Here is an 11,643-nt window from a genome sequence, read left to right as displayed (position 1 = left end):
GATATCGCCCCCTTCCGATCCTTTCGGGGCCTGTCCGAGCCAGGGAGCCGCCCGCCATGACCGCGATCCCCGCCACCACCGTCGCCAATCTCCGCGACCTCGGAGGCACACCCCTGCCCGCGGGCCATGCCGTGCGCTCCGGTCTGCTCTTCCGCTCCGGGCAGCTCGACCGGCTCGATCCCACGGCCGATCCGGTCGTCGCCGCCCTCGGGATCCGTACGATCGTCGACTTCCGCACGCAGGCCGAACGCCTCGCCCGCCCGGACCTCATCCCCGCCGGCGGCCGGCTGCTCCTCGCCGACGTGCTCGCCGACCGGGTCTCCTCCGGGCTGCTGCCGGCCGCCGCGAAACTCAAGCAGGTGCTGGCCGATCCGGTGCTCGCCGAGCAGGAGTTGGGCGGCGGCCGGGCCCAGCAGATGTTCGCCGACACCTACCGCGGCTTCGTCACCGCCGAATCGGCGCGCGCCGCCTACCGCGCCTTCCTGATCGAGGTCGCGGACCCCGACGCGGGCCCGCTGCTCTTCCACTGCACGGCGGGCAAGGACCGCACCGGCTGGGCCGCGACGATCGTCCTCACCCTGCTCGGCGCGCTGCCCGAGGCAGTGGAGGCCGAGTATCTCGCCGTGAACCCGGCGGTGCGGCAGGCTTTCGCACCGCTCATCGAAGGCTTCATCGCACAGGGCGGCGACCCCGAGACCGCCCTCGCGGTCATCGGCGTCGTGCCCGAATATCTGGCGGCCGCGCTGGAAGAGGTCGAGGCCCGCTACGGCACGATGGAGAAATACGTGGTCGAAGGGCTCGGCGTGCCGGTCCAGGCGATCGAGAACATCCACGAACGGCTGGCCGGCTGAGATTGGAGCCGATCGGGGGGCGGCGGGTGACCATAGGACCATTCGCTCGTTCTGCTGAACGTGCGCCCACAGGATGTCGTCACCACCCCCGCCCCGTCCGCTCCCGCTCCCGACCCCGGCCCCATCGCGGTCGAGCAGGCCGAGGCGGCTCTCGTCGAGCACTACACCCGGCTCGTACGGATCGCGTATCTCGTACTGCCGCCCACCCTCGGCCGCAATCGCCGCGTCCTGACCGCGCACGCTCTCGTGCAGCGCTCCCTGCCGCGCGGCCGCACCACACCGGCGGGCGCCGCCGACCCCGCGGACTCCATCCCCGGCTCGCGCCGGGCACCCGGCGACGCCGACCCCGGCTATGTGTACGTACGGGGACGGGTGCTGCGCCAGGCCCTGGACGCCGGGCTCCCGCTGAAGCGGCTCGCCCGCCCCAGGCGCGCCCAGCTCCCGCCGCTGCTGCCCCACGTCTGGGGGCTGCGGGTCTTCCCCCGCTCCGGCGGAGCCGACGAACTCGCCCTGGACCAGCACCTGTCCGCGCTCTCCGGGCCCGCCCGCGCCGCCTATGTCCTGCGCGGCCTGGAGGAACTGGCCGACACCGCCGTACATCAGGTGCTCAGCGCGGCCGGGGTGGCGGACCCGCATGCCGCGCTGGCCGACGCGGACGGGATGGAGGCGGCGGTGGGGGCGGGCGCGGCCGCGCTGCTCGAATCCGCCGAGTTCGATCCGTGCTCGCTCCAGGCCCGCCCCACCGATCTGATGCGGCGCCGCCAGCACGTCAAGGCGGCCTTGGTGGCGGCCGCGGCTCTCGCGGTGTGCGGGGCGCTGCTCGGGCTGCCGGGCGACGGCTGGGGCCCCGACGGAGCGGCCGCGCCGCCCTACGCCCGCAATCCCACCGCCGAAACCGCCCTGGACCCGGCCAAGTTGATCCGCGTCTCCCCCGCGGCATGGCAGCAGTCCTCCCGTACGGACTTCTCCGTCTGGCCGACCCGTGGCGGCCTGACCGATGACGCGGCCCTGCTGCGCCGGGCGCTCGCCGTGTGGGCGCGGCCCGGCAGCACGGTCCAGGTCTCCGCGACCCCCGGCACACCGCCGGGACCGCCGATGGGTTCGCCGCAGTTGCTGTACGCGGGCGAGGTCGACCAGGCGAACGTGGTGCTGCTGCACGACGGGCTGCGGGTGGTCCGCTACGCCGAGCCGAAGGACGGCGGCGGGGGCGTGGCGCTCGATTTCGCCCGCACGGACGCCGCGGACGCGGCTTCGTCGGGGGCGCTGGTGGCGGGCCGTACCACGAGCAACGTCCGCTATCTGACGGCGCCCTGGGTGCGGGCGACGTCCGTACGGGACCTGCTCGACCCGGCGGGCGCGGCGCGGCCGCTGACCCGGCGCCCGGACGGGGTCACCTCACCGCTGCCGAGCCCGGCGCAGGCCCGGGACTGCAAGACCTGGGACGTGCTGGAGCTGGCGGACGGCACGGCCGAGCGGCTGCTGACCGACCTCGGCGAACTGACCCCGGCCAGGCTGACCTCGGGCCCGCCGTCGGCGCCGCGGGACGTCACCGGGGAAACGGCCCGGGCCTCGTGGGCGCGTACGGCCTGTCTGCTGCCCGGGGTTCGGGCGCACGGTGTACGCAGCGTCAACTCGTGGACGTACGCGAAGCAGACCCTGCCCGAGTCGAACGGCACGGCGGCGTGGCTGTGCACGCGGGCGGAGACCTGGCAGGGCACGGGGAGCCGGGTGATGGCCCAGTTCCAGGCACCCGGCGCGCAGGCGGGCGCACCCGGTGCGATCGCGGCGCGTTCCGAGGACTCGCCGTCCTGCGGGGTGCGTGACCCGAAGGTCCTGGCGGGCGTCCTGTGGAAGTCCCGGGCGGGCCACTGGTATGTGCTCGCGGCGGGCAGCGACCAGTTCAGGTCGCTGACCACATCGGGCGGGGTCGACGGCAGCGCTCGGGGCAGTGTGCTGGCGGTCCCGGCGAAGGAGGGGGCCCGAGCGGAGCTCAACGGCCGCCTGGGCGACGGGAGTCGCGTGGGCGCCCTCCACTAGCCGCGGCCCGCTGAGCTGCCCGGCGAGGCCAAGGAACCCGCTTCCACGCCCGCAAGGAGCCATGGGGTTGCCCCACGCCCCCTCAACTTGGGGCGCCGGCGGCCGGTGCCGGACCGGTAGAACAGGTGCGCGGCAGCCGTGGGTAGGCTGTGCGCATGACGACCGGGGTACGCCGCAGGATGGGCGTCGACGAGCGCAGACAGCAGCTGATCGCCGTGGCTCTCGAGCTGTTCAGCCACCGCTCCCCCGACGACGTGTCGATCGACGAGATAGCCGCGGCCGCCGGTATCTCGCGGCCTCTCGTCTACCACTACTTCCCCGGTAAGCACAGCCTGTACGAGGCTGCGCTGCGCCGCGCCGCCGACGAGTTGGCCGGGCGTTTCCACGAGCCGCCGGAAGGGCCCCTGGGGGCGCGGCTGCTGCGGGTCATGGGCCGGTTCTTCGACTTCGTGGACGAGCACGGGGCCGGGTTCTCCGCGCTGATGCGGGGCGGTCCCGCGGTCGGCTGTTCGACGACGAACGCGATGATCGACGAGGTCAGGCAGGCGGCGTACGAGCAGATCCTGGCGCATCTGGGGATCGGTGAGCCGCCCGCGAGGCTTCAGTTGGTCGTACGGTCCTGGGTGTCGCTCGCCGAGTCGACGGCGCTGATCTGGCTGGACGGGCGCAGGATCCCGCGCGCCGAGCTGGAGTTGCAGCTGGTGCACGACTTCGCGGCGCTGTGCGCGGTGAGCGCGGCCTACGACGAGGAGATGGCGGGCATCCTGCTGCGCGTCCTGCGTGACGAGCCGGCCGATGGGCCTTTCGGCGATCTGGTCGGCCGGCTCGTGTCGCTGGCGCCCTCGCTGGACCGGGTGCCGACTCAGCGCTTGCGGTAGGACGGCTCCAGGTCGCGCACTTCGGCGGAGATGATGGGCGCGATGCCCTCCGCGGGCCCCAGATGACCGGCGAGGAGTTCGAGGACAGCCTCCGACAACTGGGCCTTGAGCTCGGGGCTGCGGCCCGGCAGCACGGCGATCCCGATGTGGACGAGCGCGTCCCCGGGCGTGCCCCCGGCGACGACCGTCTCGTCGACGCGGCGGAAACGGGTCTTGCAGGCGGAGAGCTGGGTGTCGATGGTCTCGACGATCAGCGGGTGCAGCGCGAGCGCGAAGCTGCGGCGGTCGAAGGCGGACTCGAGGCTGTCGGAGTAGTCGACGGTGATCTGCGGCATCGGGCGCTCCAGCACGGGTGATCGGTGGGACCGGGCGGTTGTGGGACCACCCTTTCGCAGGTCTCCATGATCCCGTCAATAATGCGGGAATGAAGATCACTTGTCGGCTCGCCAACCATTCGGATGCGGAGACACTTGTCGCGCTCTTCGACGGGGCCGCGCGCTGGATGCAGCTCAGGGGCATCGCGCAGTGGAAGCCCGGCGACAAGGACGCCGACCATTTCCGGCACTGGATCAAGGAGGGTGAGGTCTGGATCGCGGAGAGAGAGGATGGCGGCACGCTGGGGGCGTACGAACTGTGGTGGGAGGACCAGCCCGCCTGGGGGATCCAGCCTCCGGTGGCGGGGTATGTGCACCGCCTGATGATCGACCGGGACACGGCACCGCAGGGCTTCGGCCGACTGCTGCTGGCGCATGCCGAGCAGCGCATCGCGGACACGGGGCGGGAGTTCGTACGGCTGGACTGTCTGTCCAGCAATCCGGCGCTGCGGACCTACTACGAGGCGGCGGGCTACCGGGTCGCCGGCGAGGAGCCGGGCAAGGTGGCCAAGGACGGCAGCCGTTACGCAGTGGTCCTGCTGGAGAAGCAGGTCAACTGACCCTTCAGCTCAAGCCCCTCAGCTGCAGCTGGTCAGCTCGAGCGCCAGCAGAGCGACGTCGTCCTCGCCCGTGCCGAAGCAGTCCAGCAGGGTGTCGCAAAGCGGGGAGACGCCCGGTGGCGCGTGAGCCGCGGCATGGCGGAGGCGTTCGAGCGAGACCGTGAGGTCCGTGCCGCGAGTCTCGATCAGGCCGTCCGTGACCAGCAACAGCCGCTCTCCCCTGACCAGTCGGACGTCGGTCGGCGGGGGACGCTCCAGGCCGAGGCCGAGCAGCGGCCCCGAAGTCTGGACGTAGGACGCCGTGGCTCCGGCGGAGACGATCAGCGGGGGGATGTGGCCCGCGTTCGCGATCTTGATGCGGCCGCCGCGGGGGTCCATCAGGGCGAGGCAGACCGTGGCCGTGGAATCCGGGTGGTAGCGCTGGAGCATCCGGTCCAGGCGGTGCAGCAGCACAACCGGGTCGCTCTCGTCGGTGGCGTACGCGCGCAGGGCGTGCCGCAGTTCGACCATCACCGTGGCCGCGTCCAGCGAGTGGCCGACGACATCGCCGACGCCGACGAGGACGCCGTGCGGCGTCGGCAGGGTCACATAGAAGTCGCCGCCGATCTCGGCCTGGGTGGAGGCGGGGACGTACCGTACAGCGATCTCGGCGCCGGGGATCTCGGGCAGCCGCTGCGGCAGGAAGCTGTGCTGCAGGGTGAGGGCGAGATGCCGTTCCTCCGCGGACGTACGCAGCGATTCGGCGGCCAGGGCCGTGGCCCGGGCGAGCTGAGTGAGCAGCAGCGCGGCCTCCGGATCGGCCCTGCGGTAGCCGGGGGTGGCCAGGCAGACCGGCGGCTGGTCCTCGCTGCTGCGGGCGAGCAGCAACCGGGCGTCGGTGGCGAGGCCGCGCCGGAAGAAGCCGGCCGGCCACAGCGGTTCGGGCGCGAGAAGGCTCTGGACGCCGGTGCGTCCGGACATGGCGTGCTGGAGCAGTCGCGCCACGGCCGTGCGCGCGCTCTCGTCGGGGCGGGGGCCGCGCTCGCCCGCGCGCCCCACATACAGTTCACCGCCGGAGCCGAGGACGAGAGCGACCGCCGGACCGCCGACGAGCCGCGCGGTCCCGGCGGTGGCCACGTCGGCCAGCTCCTGCGGGCTGCGTGCGGTGTGCACCTCCATCGTCGCCGCGGCCAGCTGCGTCATCCGCTCGGCCTGGGCCTCGGCGTCGTGGCGGGAGCGCGCCCCGCGCAGGGCGGCGCGCATGACGGCCTGGATCTCCTCCGGCTCGACGGGGACCGTCAGATACGCCTCGGCTCCCGCGTCCAGGCCGCGGGTGCGGTCCTGCGGAGTGACGGCGGTGGCGGAGAAGTGCACCACCGGCATGGTCGCGACGACGGGGAGCTGCTTGATGCGGCGGCACAGTTCGAAGCCGCTCATGTCGGGCAGTCCGACATCCACCAGCGCGGCGTCCGGCAACGCACCGGCCTTGAGCCTCGTGTCGAGCTCGACCAGTGCGTCGCCGGCGCTTGCGGCGGGGATCACCAGATGCCCCGCCCTGCGCAGGACCGCGCCCATGGCGTAACGGTTGGCATCGGTGTCGTCCACCACCAGCACGGTGGTGCCGTCCATCCGGTCACCGTAACGCCGTGGGCCTCACTTGCGTTCGAAGACGGCGACAGTACGCCCTGGAACGGCGAAGGTTCCCGAACTCCCTTCGAACGATGCCTTCTTGACGGTAGAGTCCGCTCCCGCCTGCTGGACGGGGTGCAGGCCATAGGTACGGCCGGCGAGGCCTTCGGCCCGCTGGGTCTGCGTGTCCGGTGTCGCGTTGAAGACGACCACCAGGTCACCGAGGGCCATGGTGATCACGCCGGGGGTCTCGTCCCTGCCCGAGAGCGGGAAGGAGACCGTGGACTGCACCTCGCCCGCGGACGCCAGGCTGAAGGCCTTCTCGGTGGCGCGGATGGTGAGCAGATCCCGGTAGGCGGCCGATGCGCCGTCGATCCGGTCGCAGCCCACCGTGAGCGAGGGCGCCGTCAACAGCGGCTTGGCGAAGGACCACTTGGGCTTGTTGTCGGCCTGGGGAGGCAGTCCGCGCCCGAAGCCGTTGCCGTCCTTGCAGTCCCAGTGGATCGCGTTGAACCAGTCGCCGCTGTCGTACGAATTGCGGTCCAGCGACTTGGAACGCAGCAGGTCCGACCCGGCCTGGGAGAGCGCCGGCCCCTGCGAGAGCGCGGCGGTCGCCATCGCGAGGACCTGCATCCGTGCCCGGTCGGCCGGCGAGGTGGCCTGGGGGAGCTTGAAGGCGAGCGCGTCGTAGAGGGATTCGTTGTCGTGGGCGTCCGCGTAGGCGAGGGCGTCGCCCGGGGCGGCCGCGTATCCGGCGGGGGCGCCGTTGTAGTCGACCTCGGAGCCCTTGACGGTGCCGCCGGAGCTGTCGGTGAAGGTGTACGCGGCGAGATTGCCCGTGAGGCCGACCTTGATCAGGTCCTGATAGTGCAGCAGGCGGGCCTTCTGCTCGGCGGGAGTGCCGTTCGCCGCGGACGAGTTGGGGTCGGTGTACAGGCCGGAGGCGAAGCCCTGGATTCCCGGGTCCTCGTCGAAGGGGCCGCCGCCGCGGACCGCGTCGCGGGCCCGGTCGGAGAAGGTCGCGATCCCTGTCCCGGCCATGTTCTTCTGGGTCGCCTGGACGAAGCGGGCGTCGTCCGCGATCTCCCCGAAGTTCCAGCCCTCCCCGTAGAGAATGATCTTCTTGCCGTCCACGCCGTCACGCTCGACGGTGAGCGCGTCGAGTGCCTTGCGGACCGCGAGGATGTTGGCCTTCGGGTGGTGTCCCATCAGGTCGAAGCGGAAGCCGTCGACCTTGTACTCCTTGGCCCAGGTGACGACCGAGTCGACGACGAGCTTGCCCATCATGGCGTTCTCGGGCGCGGTGTTGGCGCAGCAGGTGGAGGTGGCGACGGTGCCGTCGGCGAGGAGGCGCTGGTAGTAGCCGGGCACGATCTTGTCGAGCACGGACTTGTCGGCCTGGCCGCTCGCCACGGTGTGGTTGTAGACGACGTCCATGACCGTGCGCAGGCCGCCCTCACCCAGGGACTGGACCATCTGCCGGAACTCGACCGTGCGCCGGGTTCCTTCGGGGTCGGAGGCGTACGAACCCTCGGGGACGGTGTAGTGCAGCGGGTCGTAGCCCCAGTTGTACGCGTCCTTCGCGGCAGCCTTGGCGATGCACGCCTGCTGCTCCTCGGAGTCGGGCGCGTACACCTTCAGGTCGCAGTCGGGGACGGTCTGGCCGGACTTCTTCTCGGGGATGGTGCCGATGTCGAAGGCGGGCAGGAGGTGGACGTAGGACGTCCCGGACGCGGCGAGCGCGCGCAGATGCTTCGTCCCGGCCGATTCACGGTCGGTGAAGGCGAGGTACTGGCCCGGGTGCTTGGATGTGCGGTCCGCGACCGAGAAGTCGCGGATGTGCAGCTCCTGGATCTGTGCGTCACGCAGCGGCACGGCCGCCGGCTTCTTCAGGGTCGCCCAGCCCTTGGGGGCGAGACGCGGATCGGCGAGGTCGACGATCAGGCTGCGGGCCGAGTCGGTGGTCAGCGCGGTGGAGTACGGGTCGGTGACCTTGTTGGTGACGACCTTCTGGACGCTGGGCGCCCAGACCTTGACCGCGTAGCGGTACGGCTTGCCCGCCCAGCTCTTCGGCCCGCTGACGGACCAGACGCCGCTGGTGCCATTGCGCCGCATCGCGACCGTGCTGCCGTCGAGTTCGAGGGAGACGGACCGTGCGGTGGGGGCCCACAGGGACAGGGTGGGGCGGCCGCGGTCGAAGACCGGACCGAGCTTCGCACCGGTCGCGTCGTACAGATCGTCCAGAACTCCCGGGATCTGTACGCCGGTCGCGGCGAGCAGGGCGCCGTTCGCAGCACGCTGTGTGGCGATCAGCTGGCCGCGCAGGGCATCACGCACCCGGTCGCGGTCGCGCGGGTCGACGCTGAAGGCCGGATACGCGGCGAGGTGCGGGTACTTGGCCTTCTGCGCGTCGGTCAGGGCGGCGGGGTTCAGCCGCAGCCAGCGGCCCTCGTCGCTGAGCGCCCCGTCGACGACGGAGATCCCGCCGTTCGCCGCGTACACCAGTTGCTGGCTGGTCGCGTCGGTGGCCTTCACCTTCCAGACGACCGTGTCCCTGTCGATCCACTGGGCCTCGGCCTTCGCCAGGTCGAGCGAGGGCGCGCCGCCGGTCTGCGGAAGCAGGTACTTCGGCTGACCGGCCAGCAGCCAGACCTCGTTCGTATACGTCGCGAGGTCCAGGGACTGGTCGCTCGGCAGGTCCTTCTGGTCACCCCTGTGGACGATGTAGCTGAGCGAGGTCGCGCCCGCCGCGAGCGGTACCTCGAAGGTCACTCCGTACGCGTCCTTCTTCACCGGCTGGAGCGGCCTGGACCAGTCGGTCGGATCCTTCGCGCCGGTCCAGGTGTGCAGACCCCAGCCGTCGTAGTCGCCGTCGGGCCGGTGGTAATGCAGGACGGCCTTTGTCTTGTCCTGCGGCGGGTAGGCGCCGTCGGGCGCGGTGGCGGACTGGCCGTCCTTGCCCTGCGCGATCCAGACCTGGCCGGTGCGGGCGAGGTCGATCGTCCGCTGCGGGCCGTCGGCCGAGCCGTTCTTCTCGACGGTGTACGGGAGGGCGGAGGCGCCTTCGGCGAGCTTGACCCAGGCGAACGCGCCGTACGCGTCACGCCCGGTGAACGCGGCCTGCTGCTCTCCGGCCTTCAGCTGCCAGCCGTCGTAGTCGCCGTCGGGGCGCTGGTAGTGGACCACCGCGTAGTCGCGCTCGACAGCCACCGGCTTCTCGGGCGGCGGGGCCTGCCCGGCGGTCGTCTGCGCCAGGGCACTGGCTGTACGTCCCGCGCTGTCGACCACAACTGCCTTGTAGCGCAGGGGGGTTCCGGCCGCCACCCTGGCGTCGATGTGCTGGGTGACCTTGTACGGGGCGTGGTCGGCGGAGCCGAGGGTGCGCCAGGGGCCGTTGCCGGTCTGGGCGGCGAAGACGACTCGGTCGAGCTGTCCGCCGCCGGTCCGGGCGCTGATCTCGACGGTGCCGGTGGCTCCGGCGGGCGGGGCCTTGAGGGTGACGCTGGGCTTGGCGGCGGGCTGAGCCAGGGGCTTTGCGGCCTTCAGCACCAGCGACGACAGCGCGGGGACGGTGAGGGTGATCTTCCCGTCGGTGGCGTGCACCGCGCCCGAACCGCCGTACAGGGTGACAAAGTCGGCCGCGTCCGCCGGGACGGTCACGGTCGTGGGCACGGCCTGGTTGTTGGCGGCGACGATGTACTCGGTGCGCGTCCTGGCATCCGTACGGGAGAAGGCGTACACCGAGTCCTTGGCGTAGCGCTCCTTCTGGACGCCGTCGCGCAGCGCCGGGTGGTCCTTGGTGAGCTTCGACAGCGCGGCGATCGAGCGGTAGAGCGGGTGCCCGGTGTCGTACGCGTCCGACGCGTGCGTGCGGTCCGTGCCCAGCTGGTCGTCGTCCAGATAGTCGGGGGTCTTGGAGGCGAACAGGCTCTGGCGGGCGTCCTTGTCGCCGCCCGCGCCGGTGAAGCCCTGCTCGTCGCCGTAGTAGACGACCGGGTTGCCGCGGTTCAGGAACATCAGCTCGTATCCGAGCCGCGCCCGCTTCAGCAGCTCGGCGTCGTCGGCCTGCGGATGGTCCTGCGTGAGGAAGGCGCCGATCCGGCCCATGTCGTGGTTGCCGAGGAAGGTCACCTGCTCATAGGCGTTGGCCTTGTCGCTGGTGTAGCGGTAGTCGTCGGCGAAGACCTTCCCGATACGCTCGGCGGGCGCACCCTGCGAGGCGAACGCGCGGGCCGCGTCCTGGAAGGGGAAGTCGAGGGTGGCGTCGAGCCGGCCGCGGGTGACGTACGGCGAGGTGATCGCCGTGTCCGCGGAGAAGACCTCGCCGAACATGAAGAAGTCCTCACGGCCGCGCCTGGCGGCGTACGCGTCGAGCGCGGTGGCCCACTGGGTCCAGAAGTCCATGTCGACGTGCTTGACGGTGTCGATGCGGAAGCCGTCGATGTCGAAGTCGCGGACCCACTTCTCGTAGATCTGCTCCATGCCCTTCACGACCTCGGGACGCTCGGTCCACAGGTCGTCGAGGCCGGAGAAGTCGCCGTACTCGGAGCTCTCGCCCGCGAAGGTCGAATCACCCCGGTTGTGGTACATCGTGGGGTCGTTGAGCCAGGCGGGAACCTTCTGACCACTGGCCTTGGGGGTGTACGGGAAGGAGTCGGCGTCGACCTTGCCGATCGCCGCCCGGTCGTCGAAGGGGCGGCCGTCCTTGTCGAGGTACGGATAGGCGCCCTTGGGGCGGTAGCCGTACTTCTTCTCCGCGTAGTCGACGGTGTCGGCGGTGTGGTTCGTGATGACGTCGAAGAAGACCTTCATGCCCTTGCCGTGGGCCTTGTCGATCAGCTTCTCGAGATCGGCGTTGGTGCCGAAGTGGGGGTCGACCTGGGTGAAGTCGGTGATCCAGTACCCGTGGTACCCGGCCGACGCGTCCTTGCCGACGCCCTGGACGGGCCGGTTCTTGAAGATCGGCGCGAGCCAGATGGCGGTGGTGCCGAGGCCCTTGATGTAGTCGAGCTTCCCGGTCAGCCCTTTGAGGTCGCCGCCCTGGTAGAAGCCCTTGTCGGCGGGGTCGTAACCGGTCTCCAGACGCGAACCGGTCAGCCCGCCCCGGTCGTTGGACGTGTCGCCGTTGGCAAAGCGGTCGGGCAGGACGAAGTAGAACTGCTCCCGGGTCAGATCGTGCCGGGCGGGCTGCGCGGCGAGCGCGGTGTCGGAGGGTGGGGCGGGGGGTCTGGGGGCGGAGGCGGCGGGGCCGGCGGATATGAGCGCGGCGAGGATGGCGACCGCGGTGCCTAGGGCGGCGCGGCGGGTGGTGGTCACCGGTTGGGTCTCCTTGGGC

The 11,643-nt window shown here is 71.5% G+C and carries 7 protein-coding genes; 4 read left to right on the top strand and 3 right to left on the bottom strand.

Going from position 1 to position 11,643, the window contains the following annotated elements; genetic code table 11:
• Positions 1-56: 56 nt before the first annotated feature.
• The 3 genes from OHA61_RS28600 (at position 57) to OHA61_RS28590 (ending at position 3,766) form a co-directional block, all read left to right on the top strand.
• Positions 57-851, top strand: a complete 795-nt coding sequence (locus tag OHA61_RS28600) for a tyrosine-protein phosphatase (protein ID WP_406305453.1) — start codon at positions 57-59, stop codon at positions 849-851.
• Positions 852-911: 60 nt separating this feature from the next.
• Positions 912-2,888: a hypothetical protein gene (locus OHA61_RS28595; protein WP_406305452.1), complete on the top strand. Its 1,977-nt coding sequence runs from the start codon at positions 912-914 to the stop codon at positions 2,886-2,888.
• A gap of 155 nt (positions 2,889-3,043) precedes the next feature.
• Positions 3,044-3,766, top strand: a complete 723-nt coding sequence (locus OHA61_RS28590) for a TetR/AcrR family transcriptional regulator (RefSeq protein WP_361915827.1) — start codon at positions 3,044-3,046, stop codon at positions 3,764-3,766.
• On the opposite strand, the gene OHA61_RS28585 is transcribed toward OHA61_RS28590, so the two are convergent.
• Positions 3,751-4,101 carry a 5-carboxymethyl-2-hydroxymuconate Delta-isomerase gene (locus tag OHA61_RS28585; protein WP_406305451.1) on the bottom strand — a complete coding sequence of 117 codons (351 nt, stop codon included), beginning with the start codon at positions 4,099-4,101 and terminating at the stop codon, positions 3,751-3,753. The two genes, OHA61_RS28590 and OHA61_RS28585, sit on opposite strands and share 16 nt — an antisense overlap.
• Positions 4,102-4,190: 89 nt before the next feature.
• On the opposite strand from OHA61_RS28585, the gene OHA61_RS28580 reads away from it, so the two are divergent.
• On the top strand, positions 4,191-4,700 hold the full coding sequence (locus OHA61_RS28580; RefSeq protein WP_406305450.1) for a GNAT family N-acetyltransferase: 510 nt from the start codon (positions 4,191-4,193) through the stop codon (positions 4,698-4,700).
• An 18-nt stretch (positions 4,701-4,718) separates the two neighbouring features.
• Here the strand turns inward: OHA61_RS28580 and OHA61_RS28575 are convergent, their stop codons facing one another.
• Together OHA61_RS28575 and pulA are read right to left on the bottom strand one after the other, a co-directional pair.
• On the bottom strand, positions 4,719-6,308 hold the full coding sequence (locus OHA61_RS28575; RefSeq protein ID WP_406305449.1) for a SpoIIE family protein phosphatase: 1,590 nt from the start codon (positions 6,306-6,308) through the stop codon (positions 4,719-4,721).
• A gap of 24 nt (positions 6,309-6,332) precedes the next feature.
• A complete protein-coding gene (pulA, locus tag OHA61_RS28570) occupies positions 6,333-11,624 on the bottom strand; it encodes a pullulanase-type alpha-1,6-glucosidase (protein ID WP_406305448.1) in 5,292 nt (1,763 codons plus the stop codon).
• Positions 11,625-11,643 lie beyond the last annotated feature (19 nt).

The sequence above is a fragment of the Streptomyces sp. NBC_00885 genome, from assembly GCF_045207475.1.
GTDB lineage: Bacteria > Actinomycetota > Actinomycetes > Streptomycetales > Streptomycetaceae > Streptomyces.
This window is presented reverse-complemented; position numbering and strand designations above follow the sequence as displayed.

Coding starts and splice junctions, on each gene's coding strand:
- OHA61_RS28600 (WP_406305453.1), top strand. CDS start 57: ATGACCGCGATCCCCGCCACCACCGTCGCCAATCTCCGCGACCTCGGA.
- OHA61_RS28590 (WP_361915827.1), top strand. CDS start 3,044: ATGACGACCGGGGTACGCCGCAGGATGGGCGTCGACGAGCGCAGACAG.
- OHA61_RS28585 (WP_406305451.1), bottom strand. CDS start 4,101: ATGCCGCAGATCACCGTCGACTACTCCGACAGCCTCGAGTCCGCCTTC.
- OHA61_RS28580 (WP_406305450.1), top strand. CDS start 4,191: ATGAAGATCACTTGTCGGCTCGCCAACCATTCGGATGCGGAGACACTT.
- OHA61_RS28575 (WP_406305449.1), bottom strand. CDS start 6,308: ATGGACGGCACCACCGTGCTGGTGGTGGACGACACCGATGCCAACCGT.